Origin of the sequence: Streptomyces sp. NPDC051662 (assembly GCF_040681655.1) — a bacterium.
Lineage (GTDB): Bacteria > Actinomycetota > Actinomycetes > Streptomycetales > Streptomycetaceae > Streptomyces.
Window position 1 is genome coordinate 20,638 of the sequence record NZ_JBFAZD010000012.1, and the last position, 23,963, is coordinate 44,600.

Sequence of the window (23,963 nt, forward strand, 5' to 3'; positions counted from 1 at the left end):
GGGCTACAGCTGAGTCGGGGCGCGCTCCGTCAGGCCGTACTTCTTCGCGATGCCGTTCCACAGGCCCGACGCCTTCTGCTTGGCCGCCGTGGCCTCGCCGCTCGCCTGGTTTCCCTTGGCCGCCTGCGAGGTGGTCCGTGCGCGGCCGTCCTTGCAGCCCTTCTTGCCCTTGGCCTGCTTGGCCCACGCCGCGTAGTGGTCGTCCGCGGAGGCGGAGGCCTGCCAGGCGTCGGTGAGGGAGGACGTCAGCTCGGTGTGGTTCGGCAGCTTGTCGAGCGTCAGCGCCTCCAGTGCGGTCACCAGTCCCCTGCGCTGTTCGGCCGCCCCGTGCAGGTCGGTGGCCGCCTGGTCCAGGTTGTCGCAGGACTTGATGTCCTCGACCGCGCTGATGACCGCCGAGCGGCTGTTGTTGCTGTCCGCGAGGAGCTTGTCGAGCGACTCGGCCTGTTGCTTGACCGGATCCGGGGCGGCCTGGGTGGAGGGTTCGGTGCTGGGCGAACTCGCCGATGCCACCGTCTTGCTGTCGTCGCCCTGGGGCGAGTCGCCGCCGCTGCTCATCAGCGCGCCCGCGCCCAGGCCGAGGGCGGCGCAGCCGACGACGACGGCCGCGATCATGGGGGCCCGGGACGACTTGCGGCGTCCGGCGCCCCGGGGCTGGGACGGTCCTTGGGAAGACGCCTGAGGCGGACCCTGGGGCGGCCCCTGCGGTGGCTGGTGCTGGACCGGCGGCTGCGGGTAACCGTACGGCTGACGCTGCCGGGGCGGGCGCGGGCCCCGGCCCGCGTCGAACTGGGTCATCTGTTGCGTCGACTCCGCGCCCTGCCCCGCGCCCGGCCCGTCCGTACGGAAGAGGTTGTCGAACTCCGCGGGCGGCTGGCGGTCGCCGGGAGCCCCGGGCCGGATGCCGTACGGGGCCCCGGGAGGCGCGGCCGGGGCGTTCTGCGCCGGGACGGGTGCGATGAACTGCGTGGCGTCCGCGTCCGAGCCCTGCGGAGGCGGCGCGGCGGACGGCAGGTACTGCGTGGCCTCCGCGGCGCTCTCCGGCGGCAGCATGCCGGGGCCCGGCGGGACCGGTGCGATGAACTGCGTGGCGTCCGAGTCCCCCATCGCGGGCACCGGCGGCAGATACTGCGTCGCGTCCGCGCTGCCGGGCGCGGACGCGGGCGCCTCGGCGGGCAGCGGCAACGGCTGCGCGTGGGGCTGTGCCGGAGGAAGCGGCTGCGGCAAGGGCCCGGGCTGCGCGGGCGGAAGCTGCTGCCCGTGCGAAAGCTGCTGCCCCTGCGGGTACTGCTGGTCCTGCGGGTACTGCTGGTACGGCGCGTACGGCTGTCCCGGGGCCTGCTGCCCCTGGGCCGGCGGGAGCGGGGCGCCGCCCTGCTGCCCCTGCTGCGGCTGCTGCCCCTGCTGCGGCTCGTACGGCTGCCCGTACGACGGGCCGTAGGTCCCTCCGTACGACTGCGGTGCGCCCTGCGGGGCCGACGGCGCGCCGCCGCCGTACCCGGGCTGCTCCTGGTGGCCGTCCTGGGGGCCCCAGGGCCCTCCCCACGGCTGCCCGCCGGTCGGCACGACCCGGTCCTGGTCCGCGGCCGAGCCGGGAACCCAGGGCCCGCTGCCGTCGCTGGGCAGCACTACGCCTTCGTGCGCGGGGCGAGCGGCGGGGTGCTGCGGCTCATCCCCTTGTCCGCTGTGCGTCACCAGGACTCCTACGTGTGGAACGTGTAGACCTACCGAATCGTCGGCTCACGCTACCGGGTGAATCGCGGCCACTGCCACGCGCGTCGGCCCTGTAACAACTCATCCTCCCAAGACGCTGATTACGGGTCCGAATTCGCCCGTCCCGCCCCGGACTTGATCACCCTCACGCCACCCCCACGCGCCCCCCACGCCGCCCACACGGCGCCACCCGCACGGGGCTCCGCCAGGTCCTGTCCGGTCGGCCCTCGTGGGCCACGAAGCGTGGGCCACGAAGACCGACCGGGCAGGACCTGGCGCGCTCATGCCGCCTGGATCTCCAGCCGCGCCCCGAACTCCCGTACCGCGGGCTCGTTGGCGTACGGCTCCAGCCGCTGCTGGAGATCGTCGAGATACTCCGCGCCCCGGCTGGAGCGCAGCGTGCCCAGCAGCTCCACCGCGCGTGTGCCGGTCCGGCATGCCTCCTCGACCTCCCGCTGCTGGACCTGGGACGTGGCCAGCAGGACGAGTCCGATCGCCCGCCGTCTGGCCCGTGACTCGGGATGGCCCGCCAACGAGTCCTCGGCATGCCGGGCCGCCGCCTCCGGCCGGCCCAGATCGCGGTAGCAGTGCGCCAACTCGTCGGCGAGATACGCGTGATCGAAATGCGCGATCCAGTCCGGGTCGTCGCCCGAGGCGTCGCCCGAGCGCTCCAGCGTGGTGATCGCCCGGCCGACAACCGCCTCGCAGGTGCGGGCGTCGCCCATCAGCGCGTGTCCCCGGGCCTCGGCCGCGTAGAACATGGCCTGCGCCCGCGGCGCCACCTGCCCGCGCGCCCCTTCCTGCGCCGCCCGCGCCAACTGCGCGATCTCGCGCGGGTTTCCGAGCTGCGCCGCCAGATGACTCATCGACGCGGCCAGCACATAGCCGCCGTAGCCGCGGTCCCCTGACGCCTGGGCAAGCCGCAGCGCCTGGATGTAGTAGCGCTGGGCGAGACCCGGCTGACCCGTGTCGATCGCCATATAACCGGCCAGCTCGGTCAGTCGGGAGACCGCCGCGAAGAGCCGCCGGCCGACCGACTCCCGGTACGAACCGGCGAGCAGGCCCGAGACCACGCTGTTCAGATAGTGGACGACGACGGGACGAACATGGCCGCTGCCGAAACGGTGGTCCAGATCGATGAGGGCCGCGGTCATGGCCCGTACCGCCTCGACATCCGAATCCCCCACCCGCGCACCGGTGTTGCGCGCGACGGCCGGGTCCGCGCCCGTGATCAGCCAGTCCCTGCTGGGCTCGACGAGCGCCGAGGACGCCACCGCGGAGCCGGAGAGGAAGTCACGGCGGCCCACATCGCTGCGCCACAGCTCACAGGCCTGTTCGATCGCGCCCATGACAGTGGGCGAGAACTGCAGGCCGACGCCCGAGGCGAGATTCTTGCCGTTCGCCATCCCGATCTCGTCGATCGTGACCGTACGGCCCAGCTTCCGGCCCAGCGCCTCGGCGATGACGCCCGGGGCCCGGCCGCGCGGCTGCTGTCCCCGTAACCAGCGCGCCACCGAGGTCTTGTCGTAGCGCAGGTCCAACCCGCGCTCCGCGCCGACCATGTTGACGCGCCGGGCGAGCCCGGCGTTGGAACACGCAGCCTCCTGAATGAGCGCCTGGAGCCGTTCGTTCGGCTGGCGCGCGACGAGTGGTCTGGCTGCCAATGGATACCCCCTGTGGCCGCAGTGATCAGCTCGCTGAACACTGCCCATCACATATGCAAAGAATGCACATGTTCGGTGATAACGGAAAAATTCGAGGATTCTCAGAAAACTTCGGTAAACACGACGGGGCTCGCCCCCGTGCCGCCCGCGTTGCCCATATGTTGTCGGACCCCCGAGGGTGGCTACCCCCTTACCGGCCCACCCCTTCCCGCGCGCCCCCGCCCATGCATCCATGCGCCCCGCATGCAGGGCGGATGTTCCCCGGCGTGGTAACGGGCACCCCGTAACCCGTGGTGGCGGCGGTAGTTGTGCTGTTCGTGGAAGAGACCATCGGAGTGACGGGCACCGCGCACATCCCTCAGCAGCGGGGCGACCTGCTGCTGGACAGCGCGGTGCGGTACGCGGAAGAGCGGCACTGGGACGTGTTCCCCGGTACCTGGCTGGAGGCGGCGGACGGCCGGGAGATGTGCTCGTGCGAGCGGCCCGACTGCCCTGCGCCGGGGGCGCACGCGACCGGTCCCGACTGGGCGGCCCAGGCGACGGGCAGCGCGGTCGCGGCGCGCAGACTGTGGTCGAAACAGCCCGGGGCATCGGTCCTGCTGCCGACGGGACGCACCTTCGACGCGCTCGACGTACCGGAGTCCGCCGGCTTCCTGGCACTGGCCCGGATGGAGCGGATGGAGCTGACGCTCGGGCCGGTGACCCGCACCCCGGACCGGCGGATGCTGTTCTTCGTACTGCCCGGGGCGGTGCTCAAGGTGAAGGATCTCGTACGGAGGCTGGGCTGGACGCCCGAGACGATCGACCTGGTCACCCGGGGCGAGGGGGAGTACGTGGCGGCCCCGCCGACGCGGATCGGCGGCAGCGGCGCGGTCCAGTGGGCGCGCCACCCCACGCACGCCAACCGCTGGCTGCCGGACGTCGAGGAGCTGATGAGTCCCCTGGCGTACGCGTGCGGACGGGAGGCCGCCGCGGAGCGGGCCCGCCGCGCATAGGCGGCGCCCATACATCGCGCCCGTACTTAAGGTGGTCCCCGTAGCGGTACGGGGACATCTGTACGAGATATCGAAAGGCGGTGCGCGATGCCGGACCAGGCACGGGACCAGGCACGGGATCGGACACCGGCCGAGAGGGCCGAGAGGGCCGAGAGGGCAGACGGCGCGCGGCCGACAGCGGCGACCGCCGGTACGGAGCCCATCGGCGCCGGGCCGGCCGCCCGCGCCGAGCCGGCCGCCCGCGCCGAGCCCGCCGTTCAGGTCGAAGGGCTGTGGAAGCGCTTCGGCGAGCACATCGCCGTCGCCGGCATCGACCTCGAACTGCCCGCGGGCCAGTTCATCGGCCTGGTCGGACGGAACGGCGCGGGCAAGACCACGACCCTGTCCATGGTCACCGGCCTCCTCCGGCCCGACCAGGGGCGGGTACGGGTCGCCGGACACGACGTCTGGCGGGACCCCGTCGAGGTCAAGGCGCGGATCGGGGTCCTGCCGGAGGGGCTGAGGCTCTTCGAGCGGCTCTCCGGGCGGGAACTCCTCGGCTACACCGGGCGGCTGCGGGGGCTGCCGGGCGCCGAGGTCGACAAACGGGCCACTCAGCTTCTCGACGTACTGGATCTGGCGGGCGCGCAGCACAAACTCGTTGTCGACTACTCGACAGGTATGCGAAAGAAAATCGGCCTCGCGGCAGCGCTGCTCCACAACCCCCAGGTGCTCTTCCTGGACGAGCCGTTCGAAGGCGTCGACCCGGTCTCCGCGCAGACGATCCGCGGCGTCCTTGAGCGCTATACGGACTCGGGCGCGACCGTCGTCTTCTCCAGCCATGTGATGGAGCTGGTCGAGTCGCTGTGCGACTGGGTCGCCGTGATGGTGGCGGGCCGTATCCGCGCACAGGGCACCCTCGAAGAGGTACGGGGTGCCGCGTCCTCCCTCCAGAACGCCTTCCTGGAGCTGGTGGGCGCGCAGGGACGCGGCGCCGGGGAGTCGCTGGACTGGCTGGGTGGCGCGCGATGAACATGGCCGAGAACAACCCCGCGACCGGAGCGTCCGGAGCGTCCGGCACGAGCCCGCTCGCACCCGTCCCCCTCGCACCCGTCCCGCTCACGCCCGTCCCGCTCGCACCCGTCCCACTCACGCCCGTCTTCGTACGGCTGAAGCTCTCCCTCCTGCGCAACGGGCTGCGGCAGTCCTCGGGCCGGGCGGTCGCGTACATCGCGTCGGCGGTCCTCGCGCTGCTCCTCGCCGCGGCGCAGTTCCTCGGCCTCCTCCTGCTGCGCGGAAACGAGCACGCGGGCACGTTGGTCGTGCTGCTGACCGCGCTGCTGGCACTGGGCTGGGCCGTGATGCCGCTCTTCTTCCCCGGCGGCGACGAGACGCTCGACCCGACCCGGCTGGTGATGCTGCCGCTGCGCCCGCGACCGCTGGTCGGGGCGCTGCTCGCGGCGTCGCTGGTGGGGATCGGACCGCTCTTCACGCTCTGCCTGGCGGTCGGCTCGGCGACGGCGACGGCCCACGGCGCGGCGGCCGTGGCCGTCTCGGTCCTGGCCGTGCCGCTGGTCCTGCTCATGTGCGTGGCGCTGGCGCGCGCCGTCGCGACGGCCAATATCCGGCTGCTGACCTCGCGCAAGGGCCGTGATTTGGCCGTCCTGAGCGGTCTGGTGATCGCGGTGGGCATCCAGGTCGTCAACTTCGGCGCCCAGCGGCTCGGGGACGCGGGCGGGCTCGCCGCGCTCGATCCGGCGGCGCGGGTCATCCGGTGGCTCCCGCCCGCGTCCGCGCTGGGCGCGGTGGAGTCGGTGAGCGAGGGCGCGTACGGGCGGGCCGTGGCCCAGCTGCTGCTGACGGTGGCCGCGCTGGCGGCCCTGCTGTACGCGTGGCGGCGGTCGCTGGTGAAGCTGATGACCGCCCCCGACGGCTCGACGCTCGCGGCGGCGGAACCGGCCCGCAAGGAGTCGGTGTGGCAGCCGGGGCGGCTGCTGCCCGAGGGGCGTACGGGCACGGTGATGCTCCGCAGTCTGCGCTACGTGTGGCGCGACCCGAAGACCAAGGCGGCCTGGGTGACCTCGCTGGCCATCGGCCTGATCGTGCCGCTGTTCAACGCGCTCCAGGGCACGGGCACGATCTACTTCGCGTGCTTCGCGGCCGGCATGCTCGGCATCCAGATGTACAACCAGTTCGGCCAGGACACCTCCGCCTTCTGGATGGTGGCCCTGACGATCTCCTCGACACGGGACGCCTATCTCGAACTGCGCGCGCGTGCGCTGGCGCTGCTGGTGATCACGCTGCCGTACTCGGCGCTGGTGACCGTGGCCACGGCGGCGCTGCTGGGCGACTGGCAGGCCCTGCCCGAGGCGCTCGGACTGTCCTTCGCGCTGCTCGGCGCGATGCTGGCGACGGGCGCGGTCGCCTCGGCGCGCTTCCCGTACTCGATACCGCAGGACAGCGGCTACAAGAACGTCGCCCCTGGCCAGGCCGGACTCGCCTGGATCTCGATCCTCGGCGGCATGCTCGGCGCGGCACTGCTGTGCGCGCCCGTGCTCGCGCTGGCGATCTGGGTCCATGTCTCCGGCGCGGACGAATGGGCGTGGCTGCTGCTCCCGGCCGGTACGGCGTACGGGGCCCTGGCGGTGGCGGGCGGCCTCCGGCTGGCGGCTCCTCGGACGGCGGCGCGGCTACCGGAGATCCTCACGGCGGTCAGCAAGGGCTGACGGCGCCCGAGCCGCCCTCCCCCGCCCCCCCGCCCGACGTGACCGTCACATCAGGGCGTCAGCACGCCGTCCAGGAACGGTTCGATCGCCGCCCGCCAGGCCTCCGGCTGGTCGTAATGGGCGAGATGACCCGCGTCCGTCACCTCCGCGTACTGGCCGCGCGGCAGCACCCGCACCATTTCCTGCGCCTCCGCGCGGCCCAGCTCGCCGTCCAGACCGCGGACCACCAGGGTGGGGCACTGGACCTGCGCCAGCTCCTCCCAGTGCGCGTCATGGACCCAGGTCTCCCGGGACGTCAGCATCTGGCGACGTGCGAAGACCGGACGCCAGCCGTCCGCGCACTCCTTCATCACCTCGGCGAAGAACTCGCCGCGCGCCGGCGTGGGACGCTCCACCCAGGGGTCGTCCTCGCCGAACCACTTCCGTACGTCGGCGAGCGTCGCGAACGGAACGGGCCAGGCCCGGAACCAGTCCGCCCACTCCCGCTGGGACGCCGCCCCCAGCGCCGAGGCCCGCATGTCACAGATGATCAGGGCCCGGACCAGATCGGGGCGCTTGGCGGCGAGCTGCCAGGCGGTGAGCGCGCCCATCGAGTGGCCGACGAGTGTGACGGGAGCCAGCCCGAGCTGTTCGATCGCGGCCTCGGCGTCGGCCACGTACGCCTCGCGCGTGAACGGCCCCTCGGAGGGCTTGTCGCTGCGGCCGTGGCCGCGCTGATCGAGCGCGATCGCGCGGTGCCGCTCCGAGAGCCAGCGCGCCGTGGCCGCCCAGTGCGAGGCGCGGCCCATGAGGCCGTGCAGCAATAAGACGCCGGAGGCCCGCTCCGTCTCCTCGCGTCGCTTGGGCGGGTCGGCAAACTCCCAGGCAGCGAGACGTACGCCGCCCGCTCCGGTTACATCGATGCGCCGCACCATGCGTCCCGGCACCCCCTTCGGTCCTGAGTGGTCAGTCGGATTCCGCTATGGCCCCGTTCCGATGCGTCCAGCCATGCCAGACTATCGAACTCTCATTCGAAAACATGATCCCCGCGCGCAACACCGCTCGTTCGAGTGACCACGCTCCAGGATTGCCGGACGCGGCCCGGGGGAGATCTTCACCGGGAGGCGGGCCGCTCGGGGATGACGGTCCGAGGGGAATGACCCTGGGAGCTCGGGGCTCCGGGTCAGCGCAGGGGAGGACAGGCTCCGGTGCCGAAAGGCGCCGGAGCCGCCCCCTCGCGCAACACCCCGGCTCGCACCGCCGGGCCCGCGCGGAGTGCGCGGATCACACAGCTGAACCGGTCCGCACAGACGGTCCGCCAGCCGCGACACACAGTGCACACCCCCGCACAGGCGCATCACCCTGCTCCCTCCCGGCCGCGGACCGACCCGGAGCCGCACCCCCGGTCGGCACCTCAGGTCATATGCCTCTGCCACAGACTGGCACGCGAACGCCCAGCCGTCGCCCCCTCAGGCCGGAAAGCGCATACCCTCCGGCCACGGAGCGCCCCCCTGAGTCACTCCATTGCCAGGAAGCCTCAGCTCACCCCGGTACACCCACCTCGCGGACGCACCCCCGCACCCCCGGCACGCACAGCCGGATGCGCGCGTCCGCACACGATCAGCGCCCCATCGCCGGAGCCCCGCCCGCCCCCCTACGCGGACGACGGACGGTGCTCCTTCGACGACGGGGTCCGGTGCACGGGGCCCGGCGCGCCTCAGCGCTTGGCGACGAAGACGTGCGACGCCACCTCGGACTGAAGCTCCGCGGCCTCGCCACTGCTCCCGACCAATACCCCGCCGGGAGACTCCGTCACACTCACCACGGAGCCGGGCTGTACGCCCGCGCGCCGCAGCGTGTACATCAGCTGGGCATCGGTCTGGATGGGCTCACCGATCCGCCGCACCACGACCGTCTTGCCCTCGGCACCCGGATCCAGCTCGGCGAGGCTCACCAACCCCACATCCAGGAACGGGTCCGCCTCGGCCTTCTCGCCCAGCTCTTCCAGGCCCGGGATCGGGTTGCCGTACGGCGACTCCGTCGGGTGGCGGAGCAGTTCGAGCACGCGCCGCTCCACCGCCTCGCTCATCACATGCTCCCAGCGGCACGCCTCCGCGTGCACCTGCTCCCACTCCAGGCCGATCACATCGACCAGGAGACATTCGGCGAGCCTGTGCTTGCGCATGACGCGCGTCGCCAGCCGGCGTCCTTCTTCCGTCAGCTCCAGATGCCGGTCACCCGCGACCTGCACCAGTCCGTCGCGCTCCATCCGGGCCACGGTCTGGCTGACCGTCGGCCCGCTCTGGTCGAGCCGCTCCGCGATCCGGGCGCGCATTGGGACCACACCTTCCTCTTCCAGCTCAAGGATGGTGCGGAGGTACATCTCCGTCGTGTCGATCAGTCCGGACATACATGCCCCTCGATAAATCGTGCGCTGGCCCTGACTCAATTCTGACGCATACCACCGACAACCGTGCCGTGCTGTGGAGAGCGGAAGGGGGCGGGATCCCGATGCGGCGGGACAGCCATGTCGAGTCGCCGTATTGACAGAGCAATGGTCCAGACCTCAACGTGATCCGCGGCACAGACATTCCCCGCGCCCGCCCCGCCCCCGCTCCGACCCCGTCCCGCCCCGGTTCCAGCGCTGATCCACCCCTGATCCACCCCTGCTCCCTCCTCTGCGCCACCCACCTGTTCCGCCCTTGAAACCCCACCCTGGAAGGGCCTCCTCGATGAGCGAGAGCAACCTGGCCGGTCAGTTCTTCGATGCGGCGATCGGTCTGCTCCAGCGGGTACGCGACGAGGAGTCCGCCGGCGTCGCCGCCGCCGGAACCGCCGTCGCCGACACCGTCGCCGCCGGAGGCCGGCTCTTCGCCTTCGGCGCCGGGCACTCCTCCCTCGCCGCGCAGGACGTCGTCTACCGGGCCGGCGGCTTCGCCGTGATGAATCTGCTCACCGTGCCCGGCGTGGTCGGCGTCGATGTCATGCCGGCCACCCTCGGCTCCGCGCTGGAGCGGGTCGACGGGCTGGCGGGCGCCGTGCTCGACTCCAGCCCCGCCCGCGCCGGGGACCTGCTGGTGATCATCTCCCTCTCCGGACGCAACGCGCTGCCCGTCGAGATGGCGATGAACGCGCGGGCGCTGGGGCTGAAGGTCATCGGCGTGACGTCCGTGGCGTACGCGACGGAGACCAAGTCACGGCATCTCACCGGGACCTATCTCAAGGACCACTGCGACATCGTGCTGGACAGCAAGATCGCGGTCGGTGACGCGGAACTGACGGCCGACGGCATCGAGGCTCCCTTCGCGCCGGCCTCGACCGTCGTCACCAGCGCCCTGATGCAGGCGATGATGGCCGCCGCCGCCGGAGAGTTGGCCGAACGTGGAATCGAACCCCCGCTTCTGCGCTCGGGGAATGTCGACGGCGGGACCGAGTGGAATGGCAGGGTCATGACCGAGTACGGCGACCGGATCTTCTACCGTCACTAGAACGTATTTACGGTAAAGCGACGCGTGTGCAGAAAGAAATGCGACACACGCCTCACCGGAAACCGAGAGTGACATCAGAGTGACATCTGGGGCCCGCGGGGGACATTCCCGCAGGCCCCAGCCCGTTCCCATGCCCAGGAACCACAACTTTGCGTCACCATGGGAGCACTTGGCGAAATTTTGATCTTTCACAAAGAAGTAATGTTCAGGCAAAGTAGGGGAGACTCCGGTGCAGCATCATCGGAGTTGACGACGTGTCGGACGCGTCGGCACGTACTGCCACGCCCGCACGGCACCACAGAAAGACCGAAGGACGGAAAGGGCGAGCTGTGAGAATCCGACTGGACCGCGAGTCCACCGTCAGACGCGGGACGACCGCTTCCTGACCCGGCCGCCCGGACCACCGCAGGGCAGCCGCGACGCCGGCCTCCCGACTGCCGCGATCCGGCAGGGCGCGACGCCCTCACGCTCAACCCTCACGCTCGACCCTCACGCCTCAACCCTCTCGCTCAACCCGCAGTTCTCGCATATCCGTTTCACCCCCCACTGACCCGACCACACCGCGCCCCGGCAAGCCCGCGGGTGCAGGAGGCAGGCCATCATGAAATCCCTCATCGACAACGCCCGTTCCTTCACCGTGCAAGTGGCGGAACGCCCGGACGAGTTCCGAGATCTCGCGGCGGGGCAGACGCCGCAAGCGCTCTTCATCACCTGCTCGGACTCCCGTGTCATCCCCTCCCTCATCACCGGCGCCCGCCCCGGCGAGCTGTTCGAGCTGCGTACGGCGGGCAACATCGTCCCCCCGTACGACGCGGACCGGCCCAGCGGCGAGACCGCCACCATCGAGTACGCGCTGCGTGTGCTCGACGTCCGTGACCTGGTCGTCTGTGGTCACTCGCACTGCGGCGCCGTGGGCGCCATGGTCCGCGGCGAGGACCTGTCGGCCGTCCCCGCCGTGCGCGGCTGGCTCGGCCTCGGTGCCTCCGAGCTGCCGTCGGCGCACGGTCTCGCCCACGCCGTGCGGCACCACGCGGCGGCCCAGCTCGACACCCTCAGGAGCTACCCCGCCGTGCGGGAACGCCTCGCGGAGGGCCGTCTCTCCTTGCACGCCTGGTACTACGAAGTGGACACGGGCGCGATCAGCGTCCACCGGCCCGAGCTGGGTGGGGAGTTCAGACCGCTGTGACGGCGGCCTCGGTATCGATCTCTCCCCACCTCCTGTCCGCTCGCGGACCGCACAGCTAGGACAACCAGCCATGCTCTCCCTCCCACTCCTGAAGGACCAGCGTGTCCTTCGACGCGAGATACTCGCGTCCCTCGTCGTCTTCCTCGTCGCCCTGCCCCTCTGTGTGGGGGTGGCGGTCGCCTCCGGTGTCCCGGCCGAACTCGGTCTGGTCACCGGCATCGTCGGCGGACTCGTCGTGGGCTTCCTGCCCGGCAGCTCACTTCAGGTGAGCGGCCCCGCGGCCGGTCTCACGGTCCTCGTATACGAAGCCGTCAAGGAGTTCGGCGTCGGCACACTCGGCGCCATCGTCCTGGTGGCCGGACTGCTGCAACTGACCCTCGGGGCCTTCGGTTTCGGCCGCTGGTTCCGGGCCATCTCGGTCGCCGTCGTCCAGGGGATGCTGGCCGGCATCGGCCTCGTGCTCATCCTGGGCCAGGTGTACGCCATGGCCGACACCGCACAGCCGTCCGGCGGGCTCGACAAGATCGCCGGGCTGCCCGGACTGGCCGTCGACATCATCACCGACGGCACGGCGCTGACCGCGTTCCTCATCGGAGCCGGGACCATCGCCGTACTGGTCCTCTGGCCCCGTCTCCCGGCCGGGGCCCGCATGGTCCCGGGCCCGCTTGCCGCCGTGGCGCTGGCCACCGCCGCGGTCTTCCTGCTGGATCTGCGGGTCGCCAAGGTCGAGGTACAGGGGCTGCTGGAGTCCATACGTCCGCCCGGACTCGACGAGTTCGGGCAGCTCGCGAGCGTGGCCGCCATCGGCACCGTGCTCGCGTTCACCCTGATCGCCTCGGCGGAAAGCCTGTTCAGCGCCGCGGCGGTGGACCGTATGCATGACGGCCCGCGCACGGACTACAACAAGGAACTCATGGCGCAGGGCGTGGGGAACACGATCTGCGGGGCGCTCGGCGCGCTGCCGATGACCGCGGTCATCGTACGCAGCGCCGCCAACGTCCAGGCAGGTGCGCGGACTTCACTCTCCCGGATCCTGCACGGCCTGTGGCTGCTGCTGTTCGCCGCGCTGCTGCCGGCGGCGATCGGCATCATCCCGCTCGCGGCGCTCGCCGGTGTCCTGGTGCACGCGGGCTGCAAGCTCGTACCGGTCAAGGATCTGCGCCCGCTGTGGCGGGAGCACCGCGGCGAAGTGGTGATCCTCGCCATCACCGCGCTGGCGATCCTGGTCACGAACCTCTTCGAGGGCGTGGTCCTCGGGCTGCTGCTGGCGGTCGTCAAGACCGCGTGGGAGATCTCCCACCTCCATGTCGACGTCCATGAACTCACCGGCGGCCGGATGGTGGTGTCGGTCACCGGCAACGCGACCTTCCTGCGGCTGCCGCGCATCATGGAGCAGCTGGAGGCGCTGCCGAAGGACCGTCCCATCGAGCTGGATCTGTCCGGCCTGCGCCATGTCGACCACGCGTGCCGCATCGCCCTGGAGAACTGGGCTCTGCGGCACAACGACGCGGAGACGGAACCGGTCAGGATGCTTCCCCCGGAGGCGGCGTCCCTCCGGGAGGGCGGCCCGGCGGGCCCCAAGGCGGGCGCGTCCTGACAGCACGTCAGTAAGGGAAGTACCGGACGGTACGCGCGGCGGCGGCGCACGTACGACGCCGCCCGTGCCGTCCGGCACCCGACCTCCGCGACGCCGTCCCAGAACGTCGCCCCAGGCCGCCCCAGGCCGCCCCAGGCCGCCTTCTCAGATCGTCGTCTCAGTCGGACAGGACGTCGAAGAGATCCAGGGCCGCCGCCACACGGATCGTGACATCCTCCGCGTACACCGCGTCCGGCCGTTCGAAGGCGGACCGGCTCGCTGCCCGCAGGAACGTCACCACACCCAGCGACCGGCCCCGGCTGCGCAGCACCGTACAGAGAGCATGCACCGAGTCCGGTGGCCACTGCCGCGAGGTCGCCCAGGCCGGGGAGGGTACGGCGCCCGGCGCCTGTGCCGGCGCGGCGGCGCCGGAACCGGCCGAGGCGCCAGGGGCGCTCGCCCGTACCGAGCCGTTGCGGTCCATCGCCTGGAGCGCCGGATGCCCGGTCACGTACCGCACCGGTATCCCGCCCGTCTCGACGGGCATGCCCGGCCCCGACCCGCCACCGGACGGCGTCTCCACCACCCGCACCAGCCGTACGGGAGCCGCCGAGCCGTCCGGCCGCTCCCCCGCCACCAGATCGATCAGCGCGTGATCCGCGAAACCCGCCAGCGCGAAGTCCAGATAGACCGTCGCCGCCTCCAGCGGATCCTCGCACTCCGCCGCCGCGCGCCCCGCCCGGTAGAGCTGGCTGGAACGGAACCGCAGCCGGTCCGCCTCCTGGGCCGCCAGCTTCGACTCCGTCACATCCTGGAACATCCATCCCACGCCCAGTGGCACCGGCTCCTCCGCCAGCGGGGACGCCAGCCGCAGGAATCCGCTGCGCCAGCAGCGCCGCCGCTCCCCGTCCGCCGCGGGGATCGACACCCACAGCTCGGCGGGCGACTTCGGCGCGCCTTCCGCGAGCACATGGTGGAGCGCGGCCTCCACCTCCTCGACGCCCTGCACGACCAGCTCGCCCAACGGCCGGCCGAGCACCGAGCCACGCCCGGAACCGAACGCGCGCGCCGCGTATCCATTGACGACCGTCGGCCGCAGATCGACGTCGACGAGCACGACACCCCAGGACGCGTCGTCGAAGAGCGCCTCGCTCAGCGCGATGGACCGCTCCAGATCGATCTGCTCATGGACCTCGCTGAAGGCGCTGTAGACCCCGGCGGGCTTGCCGTCGGCCCCGCGCATCCCGGAGGACTGGGTCCGTATCAGCACCCTGCCGCCGTCCTTGCGCAGCAGCGCGAACTCGTCCACCTGCCGCCCCGGCGTATCCATCACGGCCATCAGGCGCGCCCGCACCTCGTCCGCGTCGGCGGTCCGCGCGGCCCAGCCGGCGAAGCCCTGCCGTCCGACGGCCTCCTCGGCGGACCAGCCGAGTATCCGCTCGGCTTCGCGGTTCCAGTGGGTGATCACGCCATCCGCGTCGAAGGCGCACAGAGCCGCGTCCATACCGTCGAGCAACGCCGCGAGCAGATCGGATCCGGCCTCGTCCCGCTCCGCCCCGCCGCCACCCGCACCGGCTCCGCTCTCCGATTCGGGATCGGGATCCGGCTCGTCCGGCCCGCGCGGATCGGTGGTCTCACTCCGAGAAGCACTCATCCTGGCACCCCCTGCAGGGCGTCTCCGCCTGTGCTGACGCACGCCCGATCATTGAACTCGAACGTGACTCAGCACACACAAGGTTCCCCGAAATCGTCGCACCCCAAAAGCTGTCCCGCATACCGGCTACCACACGCCATGGGCGATCGATCAAAGTTTCGATGAGGAACACGCATACGAGCGTACCCGGCATCCTTTGAGCGCATGCCGTCGTGCCAGGCCCGCCGACCGGCGGGGCCGGACTCCCTCAGAAATTCGCTTGAGAGTCCCCGGGGCCACTCCTAAAGTGTGACTCACACTGAAAGGAGGTGATTCGGAAGTGATTTCTTTCCGGACTCGTGAGGTGGCTGCGGGCTGACGGCCCGTTGTCGCACTCAGTGCGGAGCCGGTAACCGCCGGCCCAATCCACAGCAGTCACCGCCCCGCGGGCTCGCCGGTACGTCCGGCCGGCTCCTCTTCGGAGGAACCCGAGCCCGCGGGGTACTGCTTTTTCTCCGGCCATCCGCGGGGCGTCCAGCGTCCAGCGTCCACGGACAGAGCCGCTTACGGGCAGAGCCGCTCCACCCGCCAGCCGGCGCCATCGCCGTCGCCCTCGCGTACGTAGCGCAGCCGGTCATGGAGTCGGTTCTCGTGGCCCTGCCAGAATTCGACGGTCTGCGGCGTGACGCGGTAGCCGCCCCACCGCGGGGGCACCGGTACGCGCTCGTCCTCCGGGTAGCGGGCCGCCAGCTCTTCGTAGCGGTGGAGCAGTTCCTCGCGGGAGGCGATCGGGCTGGACTGGTCGCTGGCCCAGGCGCCCAGCTGGGAGCCGTGCGGGCGGGTGCGGAAATACGCGGCTGTCTCGTCGCGGCCGATGCGCACGGCGGTGCCCGTGATGGTGATCTGGCGGGCCAGGGGGTGCCAGGGGAAGAGCAGCGAGACGTACGGGTTCGACTCGATCTCGCCGCTCTTGCGGGACGTGTAGTTCGTGAAGAAGACAAAGCCCCGGTCGTCGAACCCCTTCAGCAGCACCAGGCGCGAGGAGGGCCGGCCCTCGGGGGTGGCCGTCGCGACCACCATCGCGTTCGGCTCAGGGAAGCCCGCGCTCACCGCGTCCTTGAACCAGCGGGCGAACTGATCCATCGGCGCGGGCGCGAGGTCCTTCTCCAGGAGAGGGGTGGTGCGGTACTGCTCGCGCATGGCGGCGGGGTCCACAGGATCGGCGGGATCTGCGGCATCGGCGGGATCGACGGAATCCGGAGTCTCGTAAGGCACGCCGCCATCCTGCCGCAGGCATAGTTTTCCCGGCACCGGGTGCCGCTAATCCCCTGGGGCGGAAGTCTGGCAGTGTGCCGGTTATCACGCTTCCCCGCATCGGAGGAACCCGCCAAAATCTTGGGGCGGGCCACTGTGGCCTTCGTACACCAGGGGCTATCGTTCCTGCCTCCCGGACGTTCCTGACTCCCGGACGGCTGCCGCAGGGGGCATCCACCGGGGTGACCGACCCGCCGAAGTCCGCCCCCACCTCAGAGGAGCCGCCTGATGTCCGCTTCCGACACCTCCTTGGACAACTCGTTCGTCCCCGGACTCGAAGGAGTCGTCGCGTTCGAGACGGAGATCGCCGAACCGGACAAGGCGGGCGGCGCGCTCCGCTACCGGGGCGTCGACATCGAGGACCTGGTCGGCAAGGTGTCCTTCGGCAATGTGTGGGGGCTGCTGGTCGACGGGGCGTTCGCGCCCGGTCTGCCGCCCGCCGAGCCGTTCCCCATCCCGATCCACTCCGGTGACATCCGGGTCGACGTCCAGGCCGCGCTGGCGATGCTCGCGCCCGTGTGGGGGCTGAAACCGCTCCTCGACATCGACGAGCGGACGGCCCGTGACGATCTGGCGCGTGCCGCGGTGATGGCGCTCTCGTACGTCGCCCAGTCGGCCCGCGGTCAGGGGGTGCCGATGGTGCCGCAGAGGGAGATCGACAAGGCCGAGTCCGTCGTCGAGCGCTTCATGATCCGCTGGCGCGGTGAGCCCGACCCCCGGCATGTGCGGGCCGTCGACGCCTACTGGACATCGGCCGCCGAGCACGGAATGAACGCCTCCACGTTCACCGCCCGGGTCATCGCGTCCACGGGCGCCGATGTGGCGGCGGCCCTGTCGGGCGCGGTCGGCGCCATGTCGGGGCCACTGCACGGCGGCGCGCCCTCGCGGGTCCTCGGCATGATCGAGGAGATCGAGCGCACGGGCGACGCGACGGCGTACGTCAGGCGGGCTCTGGACAAGGGCGAGCGGCTGATGGGCTTCGGACACCGGGTCTACCGGGCCGAGGACCCGCGGGCGCGGGTGCTGCGGCGTACGGCGCGCGAGCTGGCCGCGCCGCGGTTCGAGGTGGCGGAGGCGCTGGAGAAGGCCGCGCTGGAGGAGCTGCACGCGCGCAGGCCGGACCGGGTGCTCGCGACGAACGTGGAGTTCTGGGCGGCGATCGTGCTGGACTTCGCGGAGGTCCCGGCGCACATGTTCACGTCGATGTTCACCTGTGCCCGTACGGCCGGCTGGTCGGCGCACATCCTGGAGCAGAAGCGCACGGGCCGGCTGGTGCGTCCTTCGGCGCGCTATGTGGGGCCCGGAACACGGAGCCCGCGTGAGATCGAGGGGTTCGACGCGATCGCGCGCTGAGCACCGGGTGCCGAGCACCGGACGGACTCCCTGCCCCGTCGGACCGTGCGGCGGGGCAGCCGGTACCACCGGGGCAGGCGGGGCAGTCGGGACAGCCGGTGCAGCCGGGGCAGCCGGTGCCGCCGGTACAGCCGGGTCCCTCAGCCGAGCACGCCGTCCAGGATCCGCGCCCACTGCGCCACGACCCGCTCCCGCCGCCGCGCGTCGTCCGTCAGCAGCGTCGCCAGGCCCAGACCGCGTGCCATGTCGAGCAGCCCCTGCACGGTCTCGCGTACGCCGGGCACGGACTCGTCCGCGCCCAGCAGTTCGACCGCGATCCGGTGGGACTCGCGGCCGACCCGGGCCTCCAGTTCGGTGACGCGGGGCCGCAGCTGGTCCTCGTCGGAGGCCGCGACCCAGAGGTGCAGCGCCGCGCGGAACAGAGGGCCCGTATAGAGCGCGACGATGCCCTCGACGGCCGCGCGGCGGTGCGCGGGCCCGGCCGGGACCAGGGCGCGCAGCGCGGAGGACCGTTCCTCCGCCACATATTCGACGGCCGCCGTGAACAGGTCCTCGCGGGTGGGGAAGTGGTGCTGCGCCGCCCCGCGCGAGACTCCCGCGCGCTCGGCGACGACGGCGACCGTGGACCCCGCCCAGCCGTACTCGGCGAGGCAGGCCACGGCCGCCTCCAGCAGTCTGCGCCGGGTGGCACGGCTGCGGTCCTGTTTCGGCGCGGCCCTGACAGGACCTATCGCACCCACGAGGCGTCCCGCCGTTCGAGGAACGCCGTAATGCCCTCGCGCGCCTCAGCCGTCACGAAGAGCGAGGCGGAGCGCTGGACGAGATCCTCGGCGTACCGCTCGAAGGCGTCCAGCACACGGACCGTGAGCAGCTTCTTGGATTCGGCCAGCCCTTGCGGCGAGGCTCTGCGCAGTCCGTCGAGTACGGACGCGAGCGCGGCGTCCACATCGTCCGCGGCCTCGGTGATCACCCCGGCGGTGGCGGCGCGCTCGGCGTCGAAGCGCTCGCCGGTGAGGTAGTAGCGGGCCGCCGCGCGCGGTTCGACGCGGGGCAGGAGCGGCAGCGAGATCACGGCCGGGGCGACTCCGATCCGTACCTCCGTGAAGGCGAAGTCGGACGTACGGTCGGCGATGGCGATGTCGCACGCGCCGAGGAGCCCGATGCCGCCGGCCCGTACATGGCCGCTGACCCGCGCGACGACCGGCTTCGGCAGCTCGATGATCTGCCGCATCAGGGCGATGAAGGTGTACGGGTTGGCCGGTTCCTTCAGGTCGGCGCCCGCACTGAAGGTGGTGCCGGTGTGGGTGAGGAGCACGGCCCGTACGGCCGGGTCCTTGGCGCAGGCCGTGAGCGCGTCACCGAGCGCGTCGACGAGCCGCGCCGACAGGGCGTTGCGGTTCGCCGGTGAGTCCAGGGTCAGCGTGGTGATGCCCCGCTCGTGCGCCGTGGTGACCAGCGCGGGCCCGGACGCCGGTGGCTGCGTCTGCGTCACGTGTTCTTCCTCTCGCGGTCCCGCGCTTCCCGGTCCCTCAGTTCACGGTCCCTCAGTTCACGTCTGAGGATCTTTCCGGAGGCGGCGCGGGGTACGCCTCCGACGAATTCGACCCGGCGGACCTTCTTGTACGGGGCGACGCGTTCGGCGACGAAGGCCATGACGTCCTCCTCCGTGAGCACGTCCGCACCCGACTGGCGAACAATGTATGCCTTGGGCACCTCATTGCCGTCCTCGTCGTGGACCCCGATCACCGCCGCGTCCGCGATGTGCTCATGGGTGAGCAGCAGCGCCTCCAGATCGGCGGGGGCGACCTGGAACCCCTTGTACTTGATCAGCTCCTTGACCCGGTCGACGACGAAGAGCCAGCCGTCGGCGTCCACCCGGCCGACATCGCCGGTGTGCACCCAGCCCGCGCCGTCGATCAGCTCGGCAGTGGCCTCCGGCCGGCCGAGATATCCCTTCATGACCTGCGGGCCGCGCAGGAGGATCTCGCCCTCGGCGCCCGGGTCGAGGTCCTTGTCCGGGTCGTCCAGCGCGACGACGCGCATCTCCGTACTGGGCAGGAGCTTGCCGACGGCGCCCGGCGGCGGGTTCTCGGCGGTCAGCGGCACCACATGCGTGCCGGGTGACAGCTCCGTCATGCCGTACGCCTGGCGTACGGGCGGGAGCCCCAGCCGGGCCGAACAGGCGGCGGCGAGCCGGGCGTCCAGCGGGGCGGCGGCGCTCAGGACGTAGTCGAGCGAGGACAGGTCGTACCGCGCGACGGCCGGGTGCTTGGCCAGCGCGAGGACTATGGGCGGGGCGACGAACAGGCCGTTGACGCGGTATTTCTCGATGGCCGCGAGGAACTGGTCGAGATCGAAGCGCGGCAGGACGACGACCGTCGCGCCGTGCCGCAGCGGCGCGTTCATCAGGGCGGTGAGCCCGTAGATGTGGAAGAACGGCAGAACGGCGAGGATACGGTCGCCCGGCCCCATGGGCATGACCGGTGCGAGCTGCGCGAGATTGGTGGCGATCGAGCGGTGGGTCAGCATGACGCCCTTGGGGACGCCGGTGGTGCCGGAGGAGTACGGCAGGACCGCGACGTCCTCGACCGGGTCGATGGCGATCTCGGGTTCGGGGGCCGTCGACCGTGCCAGGTCCAGGATCGAGCGGTGCCCCTCCGCCCGGTCGCAGACGAAGATCTCCTCGATGCCGCCGACGAGTTCGGCCGATCTGCGGGCCGCGTCGAGCAGCGGCGAGACGGTGACGATCCAGCGTGCGGCGGAGTCGCGCAGCTGGGTGGCGATTTCCTCGGGCGTGGCGAGGGGGTGGACGGTGGTGACGGAGGCGCCGGCGCGCGTGGCGGCGTAGAAGACGGCGGGGTACGCCACGGTGTTCGGGCTGTGCAGGGCGAGGACATCTCCCTTGCGCACCCCGGCGTCGGTGAGCGCGGCGGCGATCCGGCGGTGGAAGGCGTCCAGCTCGGTGTACGTCATGGCCGTGCCGGTCACGCCGTCGACGAGGGCGACGGTGTCGCCGTACGCGGCGGCGCGGCCGAGCACGGCCTCATGGATGGGCAGTTCGACGGCCGGGACATCCGCGTACTCGCTGTGGAACACCATGACGGCCCCTTCGACGCGGTGGACGTGTGGACGTACGGGACGTTCTGGGAGAGACAGACTCCCCTGTTTCAGTAGGACTTGGGGAGACCCAGGGACTGATGGGATACGTAGTTCAGGATCATTTCCCGGCTGACGGGCGCGATCCTGGCCACCCGGGCGGCCGTGACGAGGGACGCGAGACCGTACTCACGGGTGAGCCCGTTGCCGCCGAGGGTGTGTACGGCCTGGTCGACGGCCCTGACACAGGCTTCTCCCGCGGCGTACTTGGCCATGTTGGCGGCCTCGCCCGCGCCGGTGTCGTCGCCCGCGTCGTAGAGGTGGGCGGCCTTGCGCATCATGAGGCGCGCGAGTTCGAGTTCGATATGGGCCTGGGCGAGCGGGTGCGCGATGGCCTGGTGGGCGCCGATGGGCTCCTTCCACACCTGACGGGTCTTCGCGTACTCGACGGCCCGGTCCAGCGCGTAGCGGCCCATGCCGAGGGCGAAGGCGGCGGTCATGATCCGCTCGGGGTTGAGCCCGGCGAACAGCTGGAGCAGCCCGGCGTCCTCGTCGCCGACCAGCGCGTCGGCGGGCAGCCGTACATCGTCGAGGATCAGCTCGAACTGCTTCTCCACGGAGTGGAGTTCCATCTCGATCAGGGAGCGCCGGAAGCCTTCGGTGTCGCGGGGGACGATGAACAGGCATGGCTTGAGGCTGCCGGTCCGCGCGTCCTCGGTACGGCCGACGACGAGGGTCGCGTCGGCGATGTCGACACCGGAGATGAAGACCTTGCGGCCGTTGAGCACCCAGTCGTCGCCGTCCCGGCGCGCCGTGGTCGTGATCCGGTGCGAGTTGGAGCCGGCGTCGGGTTCGGTGATGCCGAAGGCCATGGTGAGGGAGCCGTCCGCGAGACCGGGCAGCCACCGCCGCTTCTGTTCGTCCGTACCGAAGCGGGAGATCACGGTGCCGCAGATGGCGGGCGAGACGATCATCAGCAGCAGCGGACAGCCCGCTCCCCCCAGCTCTTCCAGTACCAGGGAGAGTTCGGCGATCCCGCCGCCCCCGCCGCCGTACTCCTCGGGGAGGTTCACGCCGAGGTAGCCGAGCTCGCCGGCCTCGCGCCACAGGGTCTCGCGGTCGTATCCGCGCCCATGGCGCCGTCCGAGGGCGGCGACGGCGGCGCGCAGCGCGGTGTGCTCCTCGCTCTCGATGATGGCGCTGTTGCTCCTGCTGTGACTGCTGCGGCTGCTAGGGCTGCTGGGGCTGCTGGGGCTCATGGTGACGATTCCTCCTGTGCGTCCTGTGCGTCCTGTACGTCTGTATCGGTGACGACGGCGAGCAGGGCGCCGACCTCGACCTGGCGGCCGGGGACGGCGTGGAGCGCGGTGAGCGTGCCGGAGGCGGGAGCGGTGACGCGGTGCTCCATCTTCATGGCCTCCAGCCAGATGAGCGGCTGCCCGGCGGTGACCCGGGCGCCTTCGGCCAGCCCGGGGGCCAGCCGTACGACGGTGCCGGGCATCGGCGCGAGCAGCGATCCGGGTGCGGTGCGGTGGCCGGTCTCCTCGAACCGCGGCCGGGCGATCAGCCGGTACGCGCCGGTGGCGCTGTCCACATGGACCTCGTCGCCGTACACGCGGACGTCGAAGTGCCGTACGACCCCGCCGATGTCGAGACTGACGCGGTGCGGTGCGGCGGCGATGACCTGGACGTCATCGCCTTCGTCCGCCGCCACGACGAAACCGTCCCGGGTGGCCCGGTAGCGCACCTCGTGGTCCCCGTACGTCTTGCGCTGCGCGGGCGCGCCCACATTGCGCCAGCCGCCGAGCCGCGCGGGCAGCGTGCCGCCCGTGGTACGGGCCGCCGCGTCGGCGAGCGCGGCGGCGACGGCGGCGTGCCGCTCGCCGGGGACAGGGGTGGTGAGCGCGTCCAGCTGCCGTTCGTAGAACCCGGTGTCGAACCGCCCCTCGGTGACGTCGGGGTGGGCGAGCGACCGTACGAGCAGGTCCCGGTTGGTGCCGGGGCCGTGCACCCGGGCGCGGCGCAGCGCGTGGCGGAGCCCGCGCAGCGCCTCGGCGCGCGTGGGGGCCCAGACGATGACCTTCGCGAGCATGGCGTCGTAGTGCGTCCCGATGGTGTCGCCGTGCGTGTAGCCGGTGTCGACGCGCAGACGTGGCACGCGGGCGCCCACCGGAACAGGCCCCGGCGCCCGGCCCGCCGTCTGTCCTGGCACCTCAAGCGCGTGCAGCCGCCCCGCCTGAGGCGCCCACCCCGCCGCCGGGTCCTCCGCGTAGAGCCGCGCTTCCACCGCGTGTCCCTGGGCGGCCGGCGGCTCCGGCGGCAGAGCGGCGCCCTCCGCGACGGCGAGTTGCAGGGCCACCAGATCCAGCCCGAACACCTCCTCCGTCACCGGGTGTTCGACCTGGAGGCGGGTGTTCATCTCCAGGAAGTACGGCCGCCCCTCGGGCGAGATCAAGAACTCGACCGTGCCCGCGCCCCGGTAGTCGACCGCGCGGGCCGCGGCCACGGCCGCCTCGCGCAGTACCGCACGCAGCTCGTCCGGGAGACCGGGCGCCGGGCACTCCTCGATCACCTTCTGGTGTCTGCGTTGCAGGGAGCAGTCCCGGGTGCCCAGCGCCCACACCGTGCCATGCGCGTCCGCCAGGATCTGTACCTCCACATGTCTGCCGCGCTCCACATACGGCTCGGCGAAGACCTCCCCGTCCCCGAACGCGGACGCCGCCTCCGCCGAGGCGGCCCGCACCTCCTCGTCCAGCGAGGCGAGTTCACGCACGATCCGCATACCGCGGCCACCACCGCCCGCCGCCGCCTTCAGCAGCAGTGGCAGATCGGCCCCTGTGGCGGTGGCCGGATCCACCGGGGCCAGCAGCGGTACGCCCGCCGCCGCCATCAGCTCCTTCGCCCGCGTCTTGGACGCCATCGCCTCGATCGCGCCCGGCGGCGGTCCGACCCAGACGAGGCCCGCGTCCAGCACCGCCCGCGCGAACTCCGCGTTCTCGGAGAGGAAGCCATAGCCGGGATGGACCGCGTCGGCGCCCGCGTCGAGCGCCGCCTTCACGATCGGATCGCCGCGCAGATAGGTGTCGGCGGGCGCGGCCCCCGGCAGTCGTACGGCCGCGTCCGCCTCCCGTACGTGCAGTGCGCCCGCGTCGGCGTCCGAGTGGACCGCGACGGTGGCGATCCCCCGTTCGCGGCAGGTCCTGAAAACCCGGCAGGCGATCTCGCCCCGGTTCGCGACGAGCAAGGACTCGATCATCTGGG

The 23,963-nt window shown here is 71.7% G+C and carries 19 protein-coding genes; 8 read left to right on the plus strand and 11 right to left on the minus strand.

Annotated features, from left to right (window positions below):
• Positions 1–3: 3 nt before the first annotated feature.
• Positions 4–1,227 carry a hypothetical protein gene (locus tag AB0M67_RS20955; protein ID WP_365747482.1) on the minus strand — a complete coding sequence of 408 codons (1,224 nt, stop codon included), beginning with the start codon at positions 1,225–1,227 and terminating at the stop codon, positions 4–6.
• A gap of 33 nt (positions 1,228–1,260) precedes the next feature.
• Between AB0M67_RS20955 and AB0M67_RS20960 the strand changes: the two genes are divergently transcribed.
• On the plus strand, positions 1,261–1,722 hold the full coding sequence (locus tag AB0M67_RS20960) for a hypothetical protein (protein ID WP_365747483.1): 462 nt from the start codon (positions 1,261–1,263) through the stop codon (positions 1,720–1,722).
• A 272-nt stretch (positions 1,723–1,994) separates the two neighbouring features.
• On the opposite strand, the gene AB0M67_RS20965 is transcribed toward AB0M67_RS20960, so the two are convergent.
• Positions 1,995–3,377 (minus strand): transcriptional regulator, encoded by a 1,383-nt coding sequence (locus AB0M67_RS20965; protein WP_365747485.1) that lies wholly within the window; start codon positions 3,375–3,377, stop codon positions 1,995–1,997.
• 308 nt (positions 3,378–3,685) lie between these two features.
• Between AB0M67_RS20965 and AB0M67_RS20970 the strand changes: the two genes are divergently transcribed.
• The 3 genes from AB0M67_RS20970 (at position 3,686) to AB0M67_RS20980 (ending at position 7,077) form a co-directional block, all read left to right on the plus strand.
• On the plus strand, positions 3,686–4,372 hold the full coding sequence (locus AB0M67_RS20970) for a bifunctional DNA primase/polymerase (protein ID WP_365747867.1): 687 nt from the start codon (positions 3,686–3,688) through the stop codon (positions 4,370–4,372).
• Between the two features lie 87 nt (positions 4,373–4,459).
• Positions 4,460–5,383, plus strand: a complete 924-nt coding sequence (locus AB0M67_RS20975) for an ABC transporter ATP-binding protein (RefSeq protein WP_365747487.1) — start codon at positions 4,460–4,462, stop codon at positions 5,381–5,383.
• On the plus strand, positions 5,380–7,077 hold the full coding sequence (locus AB0M67_RS20980) for a transporter (protein WP_365747489.1): 1,698 nt from the start codon (positions 5,380–5,382) through the stop codon (positions 7,075–7,077). The genes AB0M67_RS20975 and AB0M67_RS20980 overlap by 4 nt, the downstream gene beginning before the upstream one ends.
• A 50-nt stretch (positions 7,078–7,127) precedes the next feature.
• Here AB0M67_RS20980 and AB0M67_RS20985 read toward each other — a convergent pair whose 3' ends face one another.
• Both AB0M67_RS20985 and AB0M67_RS20990 read right to left on the minus strand, forming a co-directional pair.
• Entirely contained in the window at positions 7,128–7,991 is an 864-nt protein-coding gene (locus tag AB0M67_RS20985; RefSeq protein WP_365747491.1) for an alpha/beta hydrolase, read from the minus strand.
• A 782-nt stretch (positions 7,992–8,773) separates the two neighbouring features.
• Entirely contained in the window at positions 8,774–9,466 is a 693-nt protein-coding gene (locus tag AB0M67_RS20990) for a metal-dependent transcriptional regulator (RefSeq protein WP_365747493.1), read from the minus strand.
• Between the two features lie 322 nt (positions 9,467–9,788).
• Here AB0M67_RS20990 and AB0M67_RS20995 point away from each other — a divergent pair, with 322 nt between their 5' ends.
• The 3 genes from AB0M67_RS20995 to AB0M67_RS21005 all read left to right on the plus strand — a co-directional run bounded on the left by AB0M67_RS20995 (position 9,789) and on the right by AB0M67_RS21005 (position 13,327).
• Positions 9,789–10,544, plus strand: coding sequence for an SIS domain-containing protein (locus AB0M67_RS20995; protein ID WP_365747494.1), 756 nt, complete (start codon positions 9,789–9,791; stop codon positions 10,542–10,544).
• Positions 10,545–11,145: 601 nt separating this feature from the next.
• Positions 11,146–11,730, plus strand: a complete 585-nt coding sequence (locus AB0M67_RS21000; protein WP_365747496.1) for a carbonic anhydrase — start codon at positions 11,146–11,148, stop codon at positions 11,728–11,730.
• Between the two features lie 70 nt (positions 11,731–11,800).
• Complete coding sequence (locus AB0M67_RS21005) at positions 11,801–13,327, plus strand: SulP family inorganic anion transporter (protein ID WP_365747498.1); 1,527 nt, start codon at positions 11,801–11,803, stop codon at positions 13,325–13,327.
• A gap of 157 nt (positions 13,328–13,484) precedes the next feature.
• Here AB0M67_RS21005 and AB0M67_RS21010 read toward each other — a convergent pair whose 3' ends face one another.
• Complete coding sequence (locus AB0M67_RS21010; protein ID WP_365747500.1) at positions 13,485–14,960, minus strand: PAS domain-containing protein; 1,476 nt, start codon at positions 14,958–14,960, stop codon at positions 13,485–13,487.
• A 543-nt stretch (positions 14,961–15,503) separates the two neighbouring features.
• Positions 15,504–16,139, minus strand: coding sequence for a pyridoxamine 5'-phosphate oxidase (pdxH, locus tag AB0M67_RS21015; protein ID WP_365747869.1), 636 nt, complete (start codon positions 16,137–16,139; stop codon positions 15,504–15,506).
• A gap of 342 nt (positions 16,140–16,481) precedes the next feature.
• On the opposite strand from pdxH, the gene AB0M67_RS21020 reads away from it, so the two are divergent.
• Positions 16,482–17,606: a citrate synthase 2 gene (locus AB0M67_RS21020; RefSeq protein ID WP_365747502.1), complete on the plus strand. Its 1,125-nt coding sequence runs from the start codon at positions 16,482–16,484 to the stop codon at positions 17,604–17,606.
• Between the two features lie 140 nt (positions 17,607–17,746).
• Here the strand turns inward: AB0M67_RS21020 and AB0M67_RS21025 are convergent, their stop codons facing one another.
• From AB0M67_RS21025 to AB0M67_RS21045, 5 genes are all read right to left on the minus strand, one after another.
• Positions 17,747–18,346, minus strand: coding sequence for a TetR/AcrR family transcriptional regulator (locus AB0M67_RS21025; RefSeq protein WP_365747504.1), 600 nt, complete (start codon positions 18,344–18,346; stop codon positions 17,747–17,749).
• Positions 18,334–19,098, minus strand: coding sequence for an enoyl-CoA hydratase family protein (locus AB0M67_RS21030; RefSeq protein ID WP_365747505.1), 765 nt, complete (start codon positions 19,096–19,098; stop codon positions 18,334–18,336). Before AB0M67_RS21030 ends, AB0M67_RS21025 begins: the two co-directional genes overlap by 13 nt.
• Positions 19,095–20,705 carry a 4-coumarate--CoA ligase family protein gene (locus AB0M67_RS21035; RefSeq protein WP_365747507.1) on the minus strand — a complete coding sequence of 537 codons (1,611 nt, stop codon included), beginning with the start codon at positions 20,703–20,705 and terminating at the stop codon, positions 19,095–19,097. Before AB0M67_RS21035 ends, AB0M67_RS21030 begins: the two co-directional genes overlap by 4 nt.
• A gap of 68 nt (positions 20,706–20,773) precedes the next feature.
• Positions 20,774–21,961 carry an acyl-CoA dehydrogenase family protein gene (locus tag AB0M67_RS21040; RefSeq protein WP_365747509.1) on the minus strand — a complete coding sequence of 396 codons (1,188 nt, stop codon included), beginning with the start codon at positions 21,959–21,961 and terminating at the stop codon, positions 20,774–20,776.
• Entirely contained in the window at positions 21,958–23,958 is a 2,001-nt protein-coding gene (locus AB0M67_RS21045) for a biotin carboxylase N-terminal domain-containing protein (RefSeq protein WP_365747511.1), read from the minus strand. Before AB0M67_RS21045 ends, AB0M67_RS21040 begins: the two co-directional genes overlap by 4 nt.
• Positions 23,959–23,963 lie beyond the last annotated feature (5 nt).

What these genes read in the sequence shown, in the direction of transcription:
- AB0M67_RS20975 (WP_365747487.1), top strand. Translation starts at nt 4,460, where the DNA reads ATGCCGGACCAGGCACGGGACCAGGCACGGGATCGGACACCGGCCGAG.
- AB0M67_RS20980 (WP_365747489.1), top strand. Translation starts at nt 5,380, where the DNA reads ATGAACATGGCCGAGAACAACCCCGCGACCGGAGCGTCCGGAGCGTCC.
- AB0M67_RS20985 (WP_365747491.1), bottom strand. Translation starts at nt 7,991, where the DNA reads ATGGTGCGGCGCATCGATGTAACCGGAGCGGGCGGCGTACGTCTCGCT.
- AB0M67_RS20990 (WP_365747493.1), bottom strand. Translation starts at nt 9,466, where the DNA reads ATGTCCGGACTGATCGACACGACGGAGATGTACCTCCGCACCATCCTT.
- AB0M67_RS20995 (WP_365747494.1), top strand. Translation starts at nt 9,789, where the DNA reads ATGAGCGAGAGCAACCTGGCCGGTCAGTTCTTCGATGCGGCGATCGGT.
- AB0M67_RS21000 (WP_365747496.1), top strand. Translation starts at nt 11,146, where the DNA reads ATGAAATCCCTCATCGACAACGCCCGTTCCTTCACCGTGCAAGTGGCG.
- AB0M67_RS21005 (WP_365747498.1), top strand. Translation starts at nt 11,801, where the DNA reads ATGCTCTCCCTCCCACTCCTGAAGGACCAGCGTGTCCTTCGACGCGAG.
- AB0M67_RS21010 (WP_365747500.1), bottom strand. Translation starts at nt 14,960, where the DNA reads ATGAGTGCTTCTCGGAGTGAGACCACCGATCCGCGCGGGCCGGACGAG.
- pdxH (WP_365747869.1), bottom strand. Translation starts at nt 16,139, where the DNA reads ATGCGCGAGCAGTACCGCACCACCCCTCTCCTGGAGAAGGACCTCGCG.
- AB0M67_RS21020 (WP_365747502.1), top strand. Translation starts at nt 16,482, where the DNA reads ATGTCCGCTTCCGACACCTCCTTGGACAACTCGTTCGTCCCCGGACTC.
- AB0M67_RS21035 (WP_365747507.1), bottom strand. Translation starts at nt 20,705, where the DNA reads ATGGTGTTCCACAGCGAGTACGCGGATGTCCCGGCCGTCGAACTGCCC.
- AB0M67_RS21040 (WP_365747509.1), bottom strand. Translation starts at nt 21,961, where the DNA reads ATGAGCCCCAGCAGCCCCAGCAGCCCTAGCAGCCGCAGCAGTCACAGC.
- AB0M67_RS21045 (WP_365747511.1), bottom strand. Translation starts at nt 23,958, where the DNA reads ATGATCGAGTCCTTGCTCGTCGCGAACCGGGGCGAGATCGCCTGCCGG.